The sequence below is a fragment of the Peribacillus simplex genome (genome assembly GCF_030123325.1).
Taxonomy (GTDB): Bacteria; Bacillota; Bacilli; order Bacillales; family DSM-1321; genus Peribacillus; species Peribacillus simplex_D.
The window spans coordinates 28,680-45,960 of the sequence record NZ_CP126106.1; the positions used below are offsets into that span (position 1 = coordinate 28,680).

The 17,281-nt window shown below is 43.9% G+C and carries 13 protein-coding genes, 2 tRNA genes, 3 rRNA genes and 1 pseudogene; 18 read left to right on the top strand and 1 reads right to left on the bottom strand.

Features of this window, described 5'->3' with window-relative positions:
- Nucleotides 1–177 precede the first annotated feature (177 nt).
- The 16 genes and pseudogenes from QNH43_RS00150 to rsmI all read left to right on the top strand — a co-directional run bounded on the left by QNH43_RS00150 (nucleotide 178) and on the right by rsmI (nucleotide 13,199).
- Nucleotides 178–1,728, top strand: a 16S ribosomal RNA gene (locus tag QNH43_RS00150).
- A 115-nt stretch (nucleotides 1,729–1,843) separates the two neighbouring features.
- A tRNA-Ile gene (locus tag QNH43_RS00155) sits at nucleotides 1,844–1,920 on the top strand.
- Between the two features lie 16 nt (nucleotides 1,921–1,936).
- Nucleotides 1,937–2,012, top strand: a tRNA-Ala gene (locus tag QNH43_RS00160).
- Nucleotides 2,013–2,116: 104 nt separating this feature from the next.
- Nucleotides 2,117–5,048, top strand: a 23S ribosomal RNA gene (locus tag QNH43_RS00165).
- Between the two features lie 64 nt (nucleotides 5,049–5,112).
- Nucleotides 5,113–5,228, top strand: a 5S ribosomal RNA gene (gene rrf, locus QNH43_RS00170).
- Together the 16S, 23S and 5S rRNA genes with 2 tRNA genes alongside form the textbook arrangement of a ribosomal RNA operon.
- A 209-nt stretch (nucleotides 5,229–5,437) precedes the next feature.
- Complete coding sequence (locus QNH43_RS00175) at nucleotides 5,438–5,656, top strand: sigma factor G inhibitor Gin (protein ID WP_081395831.1); 219 nt, start codon at nucleotides 5,438–5,440, stop codon at nucleotides 5,654–5,656.
- A gap of 240 nt (nucleotides 5,657–5,896) precedes the next feature.
- Nucleotides 5,897–7,345: an aminotransferase class I/II-fold pyridoxal phosphate-dependent enzyme gene (locus QNH43_RS00180; protein ID WP_283916457.1), complete on the top strand. Its 1,449-nt coding sequence runs from the start codon at nucleotides 5,897–5,899 to the stop codon at nucleotides 7,343–7,345.
- A 39-nt stretch (nucleotides 7,346–7,384) separates the two neighbouring features.
- Nucleotides 7,385–8,026: a dTMP kinase gene (gene tmk, locus QNH43_RS00185; RefSeq protein WP_076372920.1), complete on the top strand. Its 642-nt coding sequence runs from the start codon at nucleotides 7,385–7,387 to the stop codon at nucleotides 8,024–8,026.
- A 101-nt stretch (nucleotides 8,027–8,127) separates the two neighbouring features.
- Nucleotides 8,128–8,457 (top strand): cyclic di-AMP receptor DarA, encoded by a 330-nt coding sequence (locus QNH43_RS00190; protein WP_063235895.1) that lies wholly within the window; start codon nucleotides 8,128–8,130, stop codon nucleotides 8,455–8,457.
- Nucleotides 8,458–8,481: 24 nt separating this feature from the next.
- Nucleotides 8,482–8,915 (top strand): annotated as a pseudogene (locus QNH43_RS00195) (YaaR family protein).
- Nucleotides 8,916–8,923: 8 nt separating this feature from the next.
- Entirely contained in the window at nucleotides 8,924–9,928 is a 1,005-nt protein-coding gene (gene holB / locus QNH43_RS00200) for a DNA polymerase III subunit delta' (RefSeq protein WP_434060146.1), read from the top strand.
- A 1-nt stretch (nucleotide 9,929) separates the two neighbouring features.
- Complete coding sequence (locus tag QNH43_RS00205; protein WP_061440314.1) at nucleotides 9,930–10,760, top strand: PSP1 domain-containing protein; 831 nt, start codon at nucleotides 9,930–9,932, stop codon at nucleotides 10,758–10,760.
- Between the two features lie 50 nt (nucleotides 10,761–10,810).
- Nucleotides 10,811–11,149, top strand: a complete 339-nt coding sequence (yabA, locus tag QNH43_RS00210; protein WP_370662572.1) for a DNA replication initiation control protein YabA — start codon at nucleotides 10,811–10,813, stop codon at nucleotides 11,147–11,149.
- Nucleotides 11,150–11,322: 173 nt separating this feature from the next.
- Nucleotides 11,323–12,066, top strand: a complete 744-nt coding sequence (locus QNH43_RS00215; RefSeq protein WP_283916459.1) for a tRNA1(Val) (adenine(37)-N6)-methyltransferase — start codon at nucleotides 11,323–11,325, stop codon at nucleotides 12,064–12,066.
- The gene (locus QNH43_RS00220) at nucleotides 12,053–12,313 is read left to right on the top strand and encodes a GIY-YIG nuclease family protein (protein ID WP_076372928.1); all 261 of its coding nucleotides are present in this window, start codon (nucleotides 12,053–12,055) and stop codon (nucleotides 12,311–12,313) included. Before QNH43_RS00215 ends, QNH43_RS00220 begins: the two co-directional genes overlap by 14 nt.
- A 1-nt stretch (nucleotide 12,314) precedes the next feature.
- A complete protein-coding gene (rsmI, locus tag QNH43_RS00225; RefSeq protein ID WP_076372930.1) occupies nucleotides 12,315–13,199 on the top strand; it encodes a 16S rRNA (cytidine(1402)-2'-O)-methyltransferase in 885 nt (294 codons plus the stop codon).
- A 43-nt stretch (nucleotides 13,200–13,242) separates the two neighbouring features.
- Here rsmI and QNH43_RS00230 read toward each other — a convergent pair whose 3' ends face one another.
- The gene (locus tag QNH43_RS00230; protein WP_048689982.1) at nucleotides 13,243–13,527 is read right to left on the bottom strand and encodes a transition state genes transcriptional regulator AbrB; all 285 of its coding nucleotides are present in this window, start codon (nucleotides 13,525–13,527) and stop codon (nucleotides 13,243–13,245) included.
- 632 nt (nucleotides 13,528–14,159) lie between these two features.
- Here QNH43_RS00230 and metG point away from each other — a divergent pair.
- Together metG and QNH43_RS00240 are read left to right on the top strand one after the other, a co-directional pair.
- The gene (metG, locus tag QNH43_RS00235; protein ID WP_283916460.1) at nucleotides 14,160–16,121 is read left to right on the top strand and encodes a methionine--tRNA ligase; all 1,962 of its coding nucleotides are present in this window, start codon (nucleotides 14,160–14,162) and stop codon (nucleotides 16,119–16,121) included.
- Nucleotides 16,122–16,330: 209 nt separating this feature from the next.
- Nucleotides 16,331–17,098, top strand: a complete 768-nt coding sequence (locus QNH43_RS00240; RefSeq protein ID WP_076372934.1) for a TatD family hydrolase — start codon at nucleotides 16,331–16,333, stop codon at nucleotides 17,096–17,098.
- Nucleotides 17,099–17,281: the final 183 nt, after the last annotated feature.

Consider the following 17,281-nt stretch of genomic DNA (forward strand, 5'->3'; position numbering starts at 1 on the left):
GAAAAAAACAAATTGAAATAATTGTTGACATTAGGTTGAGTAAGTGATAAGATAATAAAGTCGCTTACGAAGTAACGACAAAAAATCGCTCTTTGAAAACTGAACAAAACAAAGCGCCAACGTTAAATTTTAAGTGAGCACACACTATCAAAAAAGCAAATGAGCAAGTCAAACATTTCTTCGGAGAGTTTGATCCTGGCTCAGGACGAACGCTGGCGGCGTGCCTAATACATGCAAGTCGAGCGAATCGACGGGAGCTTGCTCCCTGAGATTAGCGGCGGACGGGTGAGTAACACGTGGGCAACCTGCCTATAAGACTGGGATAACTTCGGGAAACCGGAGCTAATACCGGATACGTTCTTTTCTCGCATGAGAGAAGATGGAAAGACGGTTTACGCTGTCACTTATAGATGGGCCCGCGGCGCATTAGCTAGTTGGTGAGGTAATGGCTCACCAAGGCGACGATGCGTAGCCGACCTGAGAGGGTGATCGGCCACACTGGGACTGAGACACGGCCCAGACTCCTACGGGAGGCAGCAGTAGGGAATCTTCCGCAATGGACGAAAGTCTGACGGAGCAACGCCGCGTGAACGAAGAAGGCCTTCGGGTCGTAAAGTTCTGTTGTTAGGGAAGAACAAGTACCAGAGTAACTGCTGGTACCTTGACGGTACCTAACCAGAAAGCCACGGCTAACTACGTGCCAGCAGCCGCGGTAATACGTAGGTGGCAAGCGTTGTCCGGAATTATTGGGCGTAAAGCGCGCGCAGGTGGTTCCTTAAGTCTGATGTGAAAGCCCACGGCTCAACCGTGGAGGGTCATTGGAAACTGGGGGACTTGAGTGCAGAAGAGGAAAGTGGAATTCCAAGTGTAGCGGTGAAATGCGTAGAGATTTGGAGGAACACCAGTGGCGAAGGCGACTTTCTGGTCTGTAACTGACACTGAGGCGCGAAAGCGTGGGGAGCAAACAGGATTAGATACCCTGGTAGTCCACGCCGTAAACGATGAGTGCTAAGTGTTAGAGGGTTTCCGCCCTTTAGTGCTGCAGCTAACGCATTAAGCACTCCGCCTGGGGAGTACGGCCGCAAGGCTGAAACTCAAAGGAATTGACGGGGGCCCGCACAAGCGGTGGAGCATGTGGTTTAATTCGAAGCAACGCGAAGAACCTTACCAGGTCTTGACATCCTCTGACAACCCTAGAGATAGGGCTTTCCCCTTCGGGGGACAGAGTGACAGGTGGTGCATGGTTGTCGTCAGCTCGTGTCGTGAGATGTTGGGTTAAGTCCCGCAACGAGCGCAACCCTTGATCTTAGTTGCCAGCATTCAGTTGGGCACTCTAAGGTGACTGCCGGTGACAAACCGGAGGAAGGTGGGGATGACGTCAAATCATCATGCCCCTTATGACCTGGGCTACACACGTGCTACAATGGATGGTACAAAGGGCTGCAAACCTGCGAAGGTAAGCGAATCCCATAAAGCCATTCTCAGTTCGGATTGCAGGCTGCAACTCGCCTGCATGAAGCCGGAATCGCTAGTAATCGCGGATCAGCATGCCGCGGTGAATACGTTCCCGGGCCTTGTACACACCGCCCGTCACACCACGAGAGTTTGTAACACCCGAAGTCGGTGAGGTAACCTTCATGGAGCCAGCCGCCTAAGGTGGGACAGATGATTGGGGTGAAGTCGTAACAAGGTAGCCGTATCGGAAGGTGCGGCTGGATCACCTCCTTTCTAAGGATAATTACGAGGCGCTTTTGTTTTGTTCAGTTTTGAATGAGTGATTCATTCAATTAAATAGCAATCCCGCGATAAGCTTGGGAAGCAGAAGCTTATTATTTATGTGAATGGGCCTATAGCTCAGCTGGTTAGAGCGCACGCCTGATAAGCGTGAGGTCGATGGTTCGAGTCCATTTAGGCCCACCATTCCATTTCCCAAAACGGGGCCTTAGCTCAGCTGGGAGAGCGCCTGCCTTGCACGCAGGAGGTCAGCGGTTCGATCCCGCTAGGCTCCACCAATGAAACAATCACGTTGTGATTGGGACAGCTTGTTCCTTGAAAACTAGATAATAGATAGAAGGCAATTAATTTTTTTCAAAGCATCTGTAAGATCTTTTTTAACGGTTAAGTTAGAAAGGGCGCACGGTGGATGCCTTGGCACTAGGAGCCGATGAAGGACGGGACTAACACCGATATGCTTCGGGGAGCTGTAAGTAAGCTTTGATCCGGAGATTTCCGAATGGGGAAACCCACTGTTCGTAATGGAACAGTATCTTTACCTGAATACATAGGGTACTGAAGGCAGACCCGGGGAACTGAAACATCTAAGTACCCGGAGGAAGAGAAAGCAAACGCGATTTCCTGAGTAGCGGCGAGCGAAACGGAATTAGCCCAAACCAAGAGGCTTGCCTCTTGGGGTTGTAGGACACTCAACATGGAGTTACAAAGGAACGGGGTAAACGAAGTGATCTGGAAAGGTCCGTCGAAGAAGGTAAAAACCCTGTAGTTGAAACTTCGTTCCCTCCTGAGTGGATCCTGAGTACGGCGGGACACGAGAAATCCCGTCGGAAGCAGGGAGGACCATCTCCCAAGGCTAAATACTCCCTAGTGACCGATAGTGAACCAGTACCGTGAGGGAAAGGTGAAAAGCACCCCGGAAGGGGAGTGAAATAGATCCTGAAACCGTGTGCCTACAAGTAGTCAAAGCCCGTTAATGGGTAATGGCGTGCCTTTTGTAGAATGAACCGGCGAGTTACGATTTCATGCGAGGTTAAGTTGATGAGACGGAGCCGCAGCGAAAGCGAGTCTGAATAGGGCGAATGAGTATGAGGTCGTAGACCCGAAACCAGGTGATCTACCCATGTCCAGGGTGAAGTTCAGGTAACACTGAATGGAGGCCCGAACCCACGCACGTTGAAAAGTGCGGGGATGAGGTGTGGGTAGCGGAGAAATTCCAATCGAACCTGGAGATAGCTGGTTCTCTCCGAAATAGCTTTAGGGCTAGCCTCAAGATGAGAGTATTGGAGGTAGAGCACTGATTGGACTAGGGGCCCCCAACGGGTTACCGAATTCAGTCAAACTCCGAATGCCAAATACTTATTCTTGGGAGTCAGACTGCGAGTGATAAGATCCGTAGTCGAAAGGGAAACAGCCCAGACCACCAGCTAAGGTCCCAAAGTATACGTTAAGTGGAAAAGGATGTGGAGTTGCTTAGACAACCAGGATGTTGGCTTAGAAGCAGCCACCATTTAAAGAGTGCGTAATAGCTCACTGGTCGAGTGACTCCGCGCCGAAAATGTACCGGGGCTAAACGTATCACCGAAGCTGTGGATTGACACCATTGGTGTCGATGGTAGGAGAGCGTTCTAAGGGCGTTGAAGTCAGACCGGAAGGACTGGTGGAGCGCTTAGAAGTGAGAATGCCGGTATGAGTAGCGAAAGAAGGGTGAGAATCCCTTCCACCGAATGCCTAAGGTTTCCTGAGGAAGGCTCGTCCGCTCAGGGTTAGTCGGGACCTAAGCCGAGGCCGAAAGGCGTAGGCGATGGACAACAGGTTGATATTCCTGTACCACCTATACATCGTTTGAACGATGGGGGGACGCAGAAGGATAGGGTAAGCGCGCTGTTGGATATGCGCGTCCAAGCAGTTAGGCCGGAAACGAGGCAAATCCCGTTTCCATTAAGGCGGAGCTGTGATGGCGAGGGAAATATAGTACCGAAGTTCCTGATTCCACGCTGCCAAGAAAAGCCTCTAGTGAGATGTAAGGTGCCCGTACCGCAAACCGACACAGGTAGGCGAGGAGAGAATCCTAAGGTGTGCGAGAGAACTCTCGTTAAGGAACTCGGCAAAATGACCCCGTAACTTCGGGAGAAGGGGTGCTTTTTAGGGTGAATAGCCCAGAAAAGCCGCAGTGAATAGGCCCAGGCGACTGTTTAGCAAAAACACAGGTCTCTGCGAAGCCGCAAGGCGAAGTATAGGGGCTGACACCTGCCCGGTGCTGGAAGGTTAAGGGGAGAGGTTAGCGCAAGCGAAGCTTTGAACCGAAGCCCCAGTAAACGGCGGCCGTAACTATAACGGTCCTAAGGTAGCGAAATTCCTTGTCGGGTAAGTTCCGACCCGCACGAAAGGTGTAACGATCTGGGCACTGTCTCAACGAGAGACTCGGTGAAATTATAGTACCTGTGAAGATGCAGGTTACCCGCGACAGGACGGAAAGACCCCGTGGAGCTTTACTGCAGCCTGATATTGAATTTTGGTACAGCTTGTACAGGATAGGTAGGAGCCTGAGAAGCCGGAGCGCCAGCTTCGGTGGAGGCGTTGGTGGGATACTACCCTGGCTGTATTGAAATTCTAACCCGCGCCCCTCATCGGGGTGGGAGACAGTGTCAGGTGGGCAGTTTGACTGGGGCGGTCGCCTCCTAAAGAGTAACGGAGGCGCCCAAAGGTTCCCTCAGAATGGTTGGAAATCATTCGTAGAGTGTAAAGGCACAAGGGAGCTTGACTGCGAGACCTACAAGTCGAGCAGGGACGAAAGTCGGGCTTAGTGATCCGGTGGTTCCGCATGGAAGGGCCATCGCTCAACGGATAAAAGCTACCCCGGGGATAACAGGCTTATCTCCCCCAAGAGTCCACATCGACGGGGAGGTTTGGCACCTCGATGTCGGCTCATCGCATCCTGGGGCTGTAGTCGGTCCCAAGGGTTGGGCTGTTCGCCCATTAAAGCGGTACGCGAGCTGGGTTCAGAACGTCGTGAGACAGTTCGGTCCCTATCCGTCGCGGGCGCAGGAAATTTGAGAGGAGCTGTCCTTAGTACGAGAGGACCGGGATGGACGCACCGCTGGTGTACCAGTTGTCTTGCCAAAGGCATAGCTGGGTAGCTACGTGCGGACGGGATAAGTGCTGAAAGCATCTAAGCATGAAGCCCCCCTCAAGATGAGATTTCCCATGGCGCAAGCTAGTAAGATCCCTGAAAGATGATCAGGTTGATAGGTCAGAGGTGGAAGCATGGTGACATGTGGAGCTGACTGATACTAATAGATCGAGGACTTAACCAACGCTTTTTAAAAAATGAAATACCTTCTTATTATCTAGTTTTGAAGGAACAACGTTCCTTACATGTTTGGTGGCGATAGCGAAGAGGTCACACCCGTTCCCATTCCGAACACGGCAGTTAAGCTCTTCAGCGCCGATGGTAGTTGGGGGTTTCCCCCTGTGAGAGTAGGACGCCGCCAAGCCATTTAGAAAGATCAGCCATCCGGCTGGTCTTTTTTTGCATAATGCAAAGGAAAATCATTGGATATAAAGGGATTATCAATTAAGGAAACTTTTATAAAGACATACACGTATTGAAATTCCCCATCATACATTGTTAAAAGCATCCCGGGTTCTCTTAAACTATTTAAATTCATGTATGCGAACAATGGTTTTTGGGGAGAATGCAGGTATGGAGGTGGAGATGTTGGGGACAACAACAACCAAAACAACGGCAGGGGAAACGTGCGCGGTTTGTGAACAAATAAAAGGGATGGGAATACATCTATATACGACTTTTATTTGTGAGGAATGCGAAAGGGATATGATTGGCACGGATACGAACGATCCCAAGTACCAATATTACTTAAAGCAATTAAGAAAAATCACTAATCCTGAAATATTATCATGAAAAAATAGTGTGTGGAAAGTTAAAGAGTCAGAGAAAAAAGAAATGATGTGTTTCTTTAATCTCTGATTCTTTTTTTGGTACTTTAGAAGAATGCTTGGCAACGTGCTCCCATGTTTCTGTATGTTCCCTCCAAACAGACGGTTCGGAGACGCATAATTGCCTTTCAGTCGACGCAATATGAGATAAAATTGAACTTATTTGATAAAATGAAAAAATACTATGATATGAGGGAAGAGAAAAATGAATCAATCACAGACACCGTTGTTCGATGCAATGAGTGCTTTTCATAAAAAAAGCCCAATATCTCTGCATGTCCCAGGGCATAAAAATGGATGGGTGTTTAATAAAAAGGGCCAAGCCTTATACAACCCCATTCTTGGTATTGATGCCACGGAGATAAGCGGTTTAGATGACCTGCATGCTCCAGAGGGCGCCATTTTACAGTCCGAGCGACTACTCTCTGACCTATATGGGGTAAAGCGGAGTTATTTTTTGGTTAATGGGTCCACCGTGGGCAACATTGCCATGATTCTTGCTGCCTGCCGGGAAGGCGATAAGGTCCTTGTCCAAAGAAACTGCCATAAATCAATTTTACATGGATTGATGTTAGCGAATGTACATCCGATCTTTTTACAACCAGCTTATTATGAGAAATGGAGCATTGCTGGCGGTGTGGGATCAAAATTAATTGAAGAAGCCTTGAGTGTACATCCAGATGTAAAAGCCATCATTGTGACCTATCCTAATTATTATGGTCTTGGTGAAGACTTGACGGAAATGGTAGGACTCGCACATCAAAAAGGGATTCCTGTGCTGGTGGACGAGGCACATGGCGCTCATTTTCAGTTAGGAAGTCCGTTTCCAAAGCCGGCAATTTTGGCAGGGGCGGATGCCGTTGTCCATTCAGCGCATAAAACACTGCCGGCTATGACGATGGGATCATTTCTTCATGTGAATTCATCCTTGGTTGATGTCGATCAAGTATCATTCTATTTACAAATGCTTCAGTCGAGCAGTCCATCTTACCCAATTATGGGATCGCTCGACTTGGCTAGGGCCTACTTAGCCGCTTTTACATCAGAAGATAAAATATCCCTTATTGAAAAGATATCAGACTTCAGAGGGGAATTAGGTGCCCTTCAAACAGTAAGGGTCCTGGAGGCGCCACTAGGCACCTTGGCAGACCCGTTGAAAGTGGTCATTCAATCAACAAATGGTTTAAGCGGGTTTGAATTACAGCAGCTATGTGAAGCCCAAGGCATTTTTACTGAATTGGCTGATCCTCATAATTTATTAATGATTTTACCCTTATTAAAAATGGGTACCGAATTTCCTTTTCAGGAAATCGTTCAAACCATAAAATGTGCCACTGAAGACAGAACTGGAAACAAGGAATCAGATCTCGGGGGCCTATGGCCTGATGGAAGGTCAATGACAGGACTTGAAATGCCATACTCCGTCATGAAGCAAAGTAAATCAAAATCTGTCACATTACGCAATGCAGTGGGTGAAGTATCTGCCGAGATGGTCATTCCTTATCCGCCGGGCATCCCTTTGATTATGTCCGGGGAAATGATTACTCCTGATCATATATTCAATCTGAGGAGACTGCTGGAACTGGGATCAAGGTTTCATGGTGGTTCCTCCCTTTCAAACGGAGAATTGATCGTTTATGAAAGCGGGCATTAAAATGATATACTACAAACAAAGAACCTTGGAGGTACATCGATGAAACGTGGTATTTTTATAACAATGGAAGGGCCTGAGGGTGCCGGGAAAACAACAATTACCCAAATGCTTGGCAAGGCTCTGCAACAAGAAGGCTATCAAGTCCTATTAACGCGTGAGCCAGGGGGAGTTCCCATTTCGGAGCAAATTAGGGAAGTGATCCTTAATAAAGATAATACAGCCATGGACTCGAGAACAGAGGCTTTATTATACGCAGCAGCAAGGCGTCAGCATTTAGTGGAAGTAGTCATGCCTGAGTTGGAACGAGGGGGAATTGTCCTCTGTGACCGATTTATAGATAGCTCGTTAGCCTATCAGGGTCATGCAAGGGGTCTGGATATAGAAGAAGTTTATAATATCAATAAATTCGCAATTGGAGATATGATGCCAGATGCCACGTTCTTTTTTGATATCGAACCGGAAGAGGGATTGAGACGTATCCAGTCCAATGGGGAACGGGAAGTGAACCGTCTGGATCTTGAAGCCCTCGACTTCCATAAAAAAGTTCGTGAGGGGTATCAACTCATTATAAATAGATGGAAAGACCGTTTCATTATCGTGGATGCAGGCCGGACAATAGATGAAGTCCTAGAGGAAACGAAAGCCAGCTTGCTGAAATTTTTAGCGAAAGCAGGAAACTGAATATATAGGTTTCCATATTATTCAACCAATACTATTCCAGACAAGGACTAGTTGCTATAATGGAGTTAGTAAAAATTCAGAGTAACCGGAGGATGATGAGAATGAAAATGATCATTGCTGTCGTTCAAGACAAGGATAGTCATCGCCTGCTGAATGAATTAGTGGAAAATAATTTTGGGACGACCAAGCTAGCCAGCACTGGCGGGTTTTTAAAATCAGGTAATACGACTTTTATGATTGGCACAGAGGATGAACGTGTTGATAAAGCCATCCAGATCATCAAACAGAATTGTCAGTCACGATCCCAGTTAGTATCACCGGTTTCACCGATGGGCGGGAATGCCGAGTCCTATGTACCTTACCCAGTGGAGATTCAAGTGGGCGGTGCGACCATTTTTGTTCTGCCGGTTGAAAACTTTTTACAATTTTAACGGTTAGTTTCAGGGAGGTTCATTATGAAAATCAACCATGATATCCCTATTAAGCATAATAAATCGCGTCAGGATGCCAAGCAGTTTCAAACCGGAAATGGCAGATTTCAAAAAATGGTCCAGACACAGGATCAAAAGATGCAAATCCAAACATTAAACCGTTTGATAGGCGATATTGAAGGGTCGGGTCAGCGGTTAGGAAGGTCACGCACTTTTAGGGAATTGGCAAAATATAAGTGAAACGGTTTGTTAAAGAAGCGGTTGAATATGGACTGGAACTGAAGCAATCCACGAGCTGGAACGAATATGGTCAGAGCAGGCAGTTGAAAACCATGGAAACGATAGATGTAAGATTAGTTGAGTTAAGTGAGGAAATCCTAAATAAAGAGAAAAGCTCGCTTGAAATATTGGAAATGATAGGCGAGATTAAAGGTCTTCTGATTAATTTATATACTTAAGTGAGTTGATGGTTTTGGATAAAACATGGCAGGACATGAGTCAAATTCAGCCGCAGGTAATGACGATGCTGCAAAATAGCATAACGAAGCAAAGGGTGGCCCATGCGTATTTATTTGAAGGGGAAAAAGGGTCAGGTAAGCAGGAGATAAGCAGTGCCTTTGCCAAAAGCTTACTATGTGAAGCCCCGACAGCAGGTTATGAGCCATGCGAACTTTGTCGGAATTGCAAACGGATTTCAAGTGGGAATCATCCTGATGTCCATTTGATAGAAAGAGACGGTCTCTCAATAAAGAAAGAACAAATTAAGGGGCTTCAGGAAGAATTTTCGAAAAAAAGCGTAGAGGCGGATCGGAAGGTTTATATGATTGCCGATGCTGACAAAATGTCGGTGGGGGCAGCCAACAGTCTATTGAAATTTTTAGAAGAACCTTCGGCTGATACTGTGGCAATATTGATGACCGAACAGCTTCAGAGGATTCTGCCAACTATATTATCAAGGTGCCAAGTGATTTCGTTCAAGCCATTATCTCCTGAGAATGTGAAACGGAAGCTGATGGAACAGGATGTAGAACCACAGCTGGCTTCGGTTATTGCACACATAACACAGAATGTGGAAGCTGGAATCGTGCTTAGTCATGATGAATGGTTTGTACAAGCTCAAAAAATAGTGGTAAAATTATATGAAGTGTTAAAACTTAATTCCTTGAAGGCATTGCTGTACCTTCAGACGGATTGGTTCACACACTTTAAAGAAAGAGAACAGGTTGACAGAGGTCTTGATTTGTTACTTCTTATATATAAGGATTTATTATACATTCAGTTGGACAAAAAGGACTTCGTTGTGTTCCAAAATAAACTGAAGGAATTTGAAACTCACGCTCTTCATCTTTCCCCAAGACGCCTTGCTGAACATATGGGTTGCATTTTGGAAGCAAAAAGGAAGCTGATGTCCAACACGAATCCACAGCTGTTGATGGAACAGCTTGTGCTGAATTTGCAGGAGGGATCATGATTTGTATGATGTTGTAGGTGTCCGTTTTAAAAAGGCGGGCAAAATATACTACTTCGATCCGGGTGAATTCGCTATTCCTAAGGACGATTTTGTAATAGTGGAGACTGTCCGCGGTGTTGAATTCGGTAAAGTCGTTACAGCCCGAAAACAAGTAGATGAAAACGATGTTGTCCTGCCATTGAAAAAAGTACTTCGGGTCGCTGATGCAAAGGATAAGCTGATTGTAGACGAGAACAAGGCGGCTGCAGAAGAGGCTTACTCTATATGTTGTCAAAAGGTTGTGGAGCATAAGCTGGATATGAAGCTGGTTGATGTGTCATATACTTTCGACAGAAATAAAGTCGTGTTTTATTTTACAGCGGATGGTCGCGTGGATTTCCGTGATTTAGTCAAAGATTTAGCTGCCATATTCAGAACTCGCATAGAACTGCGCCAAATTGGGGTAAGGGATGAGGCAAAGATGCTTGGTGGCATCGGGCCTTGTGGCAGAATGCTTTGCTGCTCCACATTTCTTGGAGATTTTGAACCGGTTTCCATCAAAATGGCGAAGGATCAGAATTTATCATTAAACCCTACAAAAATCTCAGGTTTATGCGGTCGATTGATGTGCTGTCTGAAATATGAAAATGATGAGTATGAAAGTGCGAAGGAAATGCTTCCTGATTTAGGTGAAATGATTAATACGCCTGGTGGCAAAGGCAAGGTAGTGGGGCTTAATATTCTAGAACGCGTACTTCAGATTGAACTAATCGAGCAAGAAAGAGTATTAGAGTATACTCTAGATGAGATTCTAAAAGAGGGAGCCGTTTCTATTCAAGCCACAGATTATTAAGGTGGTGGGAGAGCGTGGATAAGAAAGATATTTTTGAGTCGGTGACCAATATGGAAACCCAGATAGGCCAATTATATAAGCAGCTTGGAGAATTGAAGCAGAATTTGGCTGAGATCCTTGAGGAAAATCAGTCGCTCAAGCTGGAGAAAGAGCATTTGCGCCATCGGTTGGGCCTTGTGGAAGTCGAAAGTGCGCCTGCTGCAGTAAAGGTCAAACAAAAAGTGAAAAACCGTACAGCAAGTACGGACAAGGTTATGGATATCGGGGAAGGCTATGATAATTTAGCCCGTATCTATCAAGAAGGCTTTCATATTTGCAATCTGCACTTTGGCAGTTTACGAAAAGAAGGGGATTGCCTGTTCTGTTTATCTTTTTTGAACAAGAAGTGATAAAGGAATAATATAAAAGATGTTTCTTTTACGTGATAGATAGACCGTTTACAATATATAGTGATTCGGGGTCTGACGCATACTATGAGTCAGACCCCTTTTTGTACGATAGTAATGTAGAAGCATGGTCCCTAAACATGCTTTTTCGATACATGATTAGGAGGGTAACAGCAATGGTGGAACTTAAAGGCGATGAGCGCCTGGATTATCTATTGGCTGAGAATTTAAGGATCATTCAGAGCCCATCGGTGTTCTCTTTTTCATTAGATGCCGTTTTATTATCAAGGTTCGTAAATATACCGATCCAAAAAGGCAAAATCGTAGATCTTTGCTCAGGTAATGGGGTCATACCTTTACTGCTGAGTACAAGAACGAAAGGGACAATTACAGGTGTTGAAATACAAGAGCGGTTATATGACATGGCCCAAAGGAGCATGGATTACAATGGCGTATCCTCCCAAATCGAGATGATTCATGGGGATATAAAGGAAATTCCAAAACAGATAGGGTATAGCAAATATGATGTCGTTACTTGCAACCCACCCTATTTCCCGACTCCATCTATCGAGGAAATTAACAAAAATGAGCACTTTGCAATTGCCCGACATGAAATAATGTGTAATCTTGAGGACGTCATGCGTGTTTCAAGCCAGTTGCTGCGTCAGGGTGGGAAAGCTGCATTCGTTCATAGACCGGGCCGTCTGATGGATATCCTGCATTTCATGCGGATGTACAGAATTGAACCGAAGCGGCTGCAATTCGTTTATCCTAAGAGTTCAAAAGAAGCGAATACGATTCTTATAGAAGGGATAAAGGACGGCAACCCTGATTTGAAGATTCTTCCTCCGCTTGTTGTATATAATGATCAAAATGAGTATAATCCGGAAATCAGAAGGATTCTATATGGAGAGGAATAAGCATTATTTTTATGTTTTGAAATGCAGGGACGGCAGCTATTATGCTGGGTATACGAATAATTTGCATCGTAGGATTGATGCTCATAATAATGGCAGGGGTGCAAAGTATACACGAGGCCGGACCCCGGTTGAACTGATTTATCATGAAATATTCGAAACACGGACATTGGCCATGCAGGCTGAATATAAATTTAAGCAATTAACAAGAAAACAAAAGCAAAAGTGGATGGCAAAGGAGGATACATGATATGTGGCAGCAAAAAAGTTTTGAAAAAGAAGGATTGGAGCCAGCTCTATATCTGGTTCCTACACCGATAGGGAACCTTGAGGATATGAGTTTCCGGGCTTTAAGAATCTTAAAGGAAGCGGATGTCATTGCTGCTGAGGACACGCGAAATACGAAGAAATTATGCAACTACTTTGAAATTTCGACACCTATCGTCAGTTACCATGAACATAATAAGGAATATAGCGGGAAGCAAATGCTAGAGAGGCTTCGATCTGGAGAGGTCATCGCATTGGTAAGTGATGCTGGTTTGCCGACGATATCCGATCCGGGATATGAACTGGTCAAAGATGCCATTGCCGAACAGTTTAAAGTCATCCCGTTGCCGGGGGCCAATGCTGCATTAACTGCATTGATCGCATCTGGTCTGATTCCGCAGCCTTTTTACTTTTATGGCTTTCTACAACGGGGAGCAAAAGAAAAAAAGCAGGAGCTGGAAAAATTAAAAAAAATGGAATCGACTTGGATCGTCTATGAATCGCCACATCGATTGAAAGAAACATTGAAACATATGCATGAAATTTTAGGTGACCGCCGTATAGTATTATGCCGCGAATTAACCAAGAAATTTGAAGAGTTCATTCGAGGGACTGTGAGTGAAGCATTGACGTGGGCGATGGAATCTGAAATTCGCGGTGAGTTCTGTTTAATAATTGAAGGTGGGCAATGGTCGGAAGATGAACCTGAAGAAGCTTGGTGGATGGCCCTTGACATCGTCGGTCATGTTAATCATTATATAGAAACCAAGCAGTTCACTTCAAAGGATGCAATCAAGCAGGTCGCAAAAGATCGCAATATGCAAAAACGTGATGTATATCAAGCGTATCACATTGATATACCAAAATAATAAACATAAAAAAACTTCCGAAGACCGGAAGTTTTTTTATCATTTATTTAGAAGCAGTGAAGTTTTGTTGAATTTCTTGAATAAGTAATTCTGCACCTTCACGACTAAGGATCAATTTACCATTAGCAAGTGTAAGGTTGTTATCGGAAACTTCACCTGTAACTTGGCAAGTCATGTTTGGTTTGTATTTTTTCAAGATGATGCGCTCATCATCAACATAGATTTCAAGAGCGTCTTTTTCAGCGATACCCAATGTACGACGAAGTTCGATTGGAATAACCACCCGGCCTAACTCATCAACTTTACGAACAATACCTGTAGATTTCATTTAAAAAATTCTCCTCTCAGTTACAATCTAGTACCCTATTTCTATTTTTTTCGCCAATATTCGACAAATTTTTTTATAAATTTATAATACCAGCCATTCCCAAATTCGTCAATGATTTATTTTCATTTTTTTGTAAGAAATAGCATGGCTCTTTTCGTGTAACAAAAAGGCTTTTAAAGAGAAAAAATCGGTTATGTCTTTAAAAGTGAAGAAATAGCAGGATACAAAGAACTACTAACTTCACCACATTTCGACAAAGTATGCATATAAAAACATACTTTACTATTATATGATTAAATATCATTTAGTTTCAAAACAAAAGTTCTGAATTAAGGATAATTTTCTGAAAAAGTTTATGAATATGTGAGTTGTTGCACAAAAAAAGAAATTTAGGTATATTTTGTTGAGGTAAGAGGTAATGCTGTCATAAGGGAAGTTCACTTCCGTACCCCTGTTGTTAAAATGAGATTAAACTTATATTTTTTTAATTCTATTAACATGATGATTAGATTAGTGTTTATTGTCGCGCAGAATTGTATATAGCGTTAAAATAGAGATAATAGCTTAAAATATATTCTTATGGCTTGGGCCAGTCCCATAGCCGGTTTTTCAAATGATGAGGAGGGAACGAAGTGCAAGATAAATTAAAGACATTCTATATCACGACACCCATATATTATCCGAGTGGTAATTTACATATAGGGCACGCGTATACGACAGTGGCAGGGGATGCCATGGCTCGTTATAAAAGGATGCGTGGCTTCGATGTCATGTATTTAACAGGAACTGATGAACATGGTCAAAAAATCCAGCGTAAAGCGGCTGAGGAAGGAGTCACTCCTCAGCAATATGTAGATAATATCGTATCAGGGATTAAAGAGCTCTGGGAAAAGCTTGATATTTCATATGATGATTTCATCAGGACTACGGAAGATCGCCATAAAGAGGTCGTAGCCAAGATTTTCAAAAGGCTGTTGGATCAGGGTGATATATATTTGGACCAATATGAAGGATTATATTGTACACCTTGCGAATCTTTCTTCACGGAACGTCAGGTGGAAGAAAGCAATGGAAACTGTCCTGATTGCGGCAGGCCTGTTGAAAAGGTGAAAGAGGAATCTTATTTCTTTAAGATGAGTAAATATGCGGATCGGTTACTGAAGTTTTATGAGGAAAACCCGGATTTCATTCAACCGGAATCCCGCAAAAACGAAATGATCAATAACTTCATCAAGCCTGGATTGGAAGATCTGGCCGTTTCCCGTACTACTTTCGATTGGGGCATCAAGGTGCCGGGAGATCCAAAGCATGTTATTTATGTATGGATTGATGCATTGACCAATTATATAACGGCATTAGGGTATGGAACGGACAATGATTCTAAGTACTTGAATTATTGGCCTGCCGATGTACATCTGGTCGGAAAGGAAATCGTTCGTTTCCATACAATCTATTGGCCGATCATGTTAATGGCTCTTGATGTGCCGCTTCCAAAGAAAGTCTTTGCCCACGGATGGCTTCTCATGAAAGATGGTAAAATGTCGAAATCAAAAGGGAATGTAGTGGATCCCGTTACATTGATTGATCGTTACGGTTTGGATTCCTTACGCTACTACTTATTGCGTGAAGTACCATTTGGTTCAGATGGAGTATTTACACCGGAAGGGTTTGTGGAACGGATCAATTTTGACCTGGCAAATGATTTAGGGAATTTATTGAATCGAACAGTTGCAATGGTCAATAAGTATTTTGATGGTGTGATTCCAAATTACGAAGGATCCAATGGCGAATTCGAAAAGGCTTTGCTTGAAATGAACCAAGATACGGTAGGCAAGTATGAGGAAGCAATGGAAAACATGGAATTTTCAATTGCACTAACATCCATTTGGCAACTCGTGAGCAGAACTAATAAATTCATTGATGAGACCCAGCCATGGACTCTTGCTAAAGATGAATCAAGGAAAGAAGACCTTGCTGGTGTCATGGTTCATTTGGCGGAATCATTGCGCAGGACGGCAATACTTTTGAAACCGTTCTTGACGCAAACTCCGGAAAAAATCTTTGCTCAGCTTAGCATCAAAGATGATGTGTTAAAATCCTGGGACAGTTTAGCGGAGTTCGGTCAAATTCCTGCTGAAACAAAAGTCTTGAAGGGAGAGCCGATCTTCCCTCGTCTGGATATGGAAGAGGAAGTTTTATATATTAAAGATCAAATGCAGGGTGGCGCCCCCAAGGTCGAGGAAAAAGTGGAAGAGACGATTCCCGAAGTTGATGAAATCACTATTGATGACTTTACAAAAGTGGAGCTTCGTGTTGCTCAGGTCATGGAAGTTGAGCCTGTGAAGAAGGCGGATAAGCTTCTTAAACTTCAGCTTGATTTGGGGTATGAGAAACGCCAGGTCGTATCAGGCATTGCACAGCATTATAAACCCGAAGATTTAGTAGGCAAAAAAGTGATATGCGTAACAAATTTAAAACCTGTTAAACTTCGTGGCGAGCTCTCTCAAGGAATGATTTTGGCGGGAAGCCAGGATGGTGTGCTCTCAGTCGCAACAATAGATTCATCGATTCCTAACGGTTCAAAGGTGAAATAAACCGATGAAAACATAAAGGTGTTTCATATGAAACATTTTTATGTTTTTTTCTTTATGCTTTTGGAAAAAGTAATGTAATACAGGTTTAGTTTTTGGTTCTGCATTTATTTGTTGGGCATATAGGCTTCTTTGTAATCTTTTTGTTACCTAAATGTGAAACATAAAACTTTCATTTTTTAATAAAATAGTGCTAGAAAGGAAGAAAAATAATGTTATTTGACACACACGTACATGTTAATGCGGAACAATTCAACGAGGATCTCGAAGACGTAATAGACAGAGCTAAGGAAGCAGGAGTCAATAATATGGTAGTCGTTGGTTTTGACCGGCCTACTATTATAAGGGCAATGGAATTAATAGAAGCTTATGATTTCATGTATGCCGCGGTCGGATGGCATCCTGTGGATGCTATAGACATGACTGAAGAGGATTTACAATGGATCGAGGAGTTATCCAATCATCCAAAGGTTGTGGCCATTGGTGAGATGGGCCTGGATTATCATTGGGATAAATCACCGAAAGATGTTCAAATGGAGGTGTTCAGGAAGCAGATCCGATTGGCAAAAAAGGTGGGGCTGCCCATTATCATCCATAATCGGGAAGCGACCGCGGATATCGTGAACATACTCAAGGAAGAAGAGGCATCAATGGTTGGAGGCATCATGCATTGCTTTAGCGGAAGTGCAGAAACGGCTTTGGAATGCATCAATATGAACTTTTATATTTCATTGGGTGGCCCTGTGACCTTCAAGAATGCAAAAAAACCAAAGGAAGTGGCAGCAGCCGTACCTTTAGACCGTTTACTGATAGAGACCGATTGTCCATACCTGGCTCCCCATCCTTATAGAGGGAAGCGTAATGAACCTTCGTATGTGAAGCTTGTTGCTGAACAAATTGCAGAAATCAAACAACTCACATTAGAGGAAGTTTCCCAGGCAACAACGGAAAATGCCAAGAAATTATTCGGCATTAACTGACATTTTTTTTTACAATATCTCCCGGGATTCATTAGCTAAAATTGAATTTTTTTAAGGTTTCTACAAATTTCACTCCTACTATAGGTTTATTATGTCGAGAAGTCGCCCTTTCCTTTTCAATATGAAATATGCATAATAGGTAGTAATTTCCTGAATGAGAAGTGAATGGGTTGACAGCTTGAT

Bases quoted from the DNA above. Each gene is read 5' to 3' on its own strand.
- QNH43_RS00220 (WP_076372928.1), top strand. From the start codon at position 12,053: ATGGAGAGGAATAAGCATTATTTTTATGTTTTGAAATGCAGGGACGGC.
- QNH43_RS00190 (WP_063235895.1), top strand. From the start codon at position 8,128: ATGAAAATGATCATTGCTGTCGTTCAAGACAAGGATAGTCATCGCCTG.
- QNH43_RS00175 (WP_081395831.1), top strand. From the start codon at position 5,438: ATGGAGGTGGAGATGTTGGGGACAACAACAACCAAAACAACGGCAGGG.
- QNH43_RS00240 (WP_076372934.1), top strand. From the start codon at position 16,331: ATGTTATTTGACACACACGTACATGTTAATGCGGAACAATTCAACGAG.
- tmk (WP_076372920.1), top strand. From the start codon at position 7,385: ATGAAACGTGGTATTTTTATAACAATGGAAGGGCCTGAGGGTGCCGGG.
- holB (WP_434060146.1), top strand. From the start codon at position 8,924: ATGGTTTTGGATAAAACATGGCAGGACATGAGTCAAATTCAGCCGCAG.
- rsmI (WP_076372930.1), top strand. From the start codon at position 12,315: ATGTGGCAGCAAAAAAGTTTTGAAAAAGAAGGATTGGAGCCAGCTCTA.
- QNH43_RS00180 (WP_283916457.1), top strand. From the start codon at position 5,897: ATGAATCAATCACAGACACCGTTGTTCGATGCAATGAGTGCTTTTCAT.
- QNH43_RS00215 (WP_283916459.1), top strand. From the start codon at position 11,323: ATGGTGGAACTTAAAGGCGATGAGCGCCTGGATTATCTATTGGCTGAG.
- QNH43_RS00230 (WP_048689982.1), bottom strand. From the start codon at position 13,527: ATGAAATCTACAGGTATTGTTCGTAAAGTTGATGAGTTAGGCCGGGTG.
- yabA (WP_370662572.1), top strand. From the start codon at position 10,811: ATGGAAACCCAGATAGGCCAATTATATAAGCAGCTTGGAGAATTGAAG.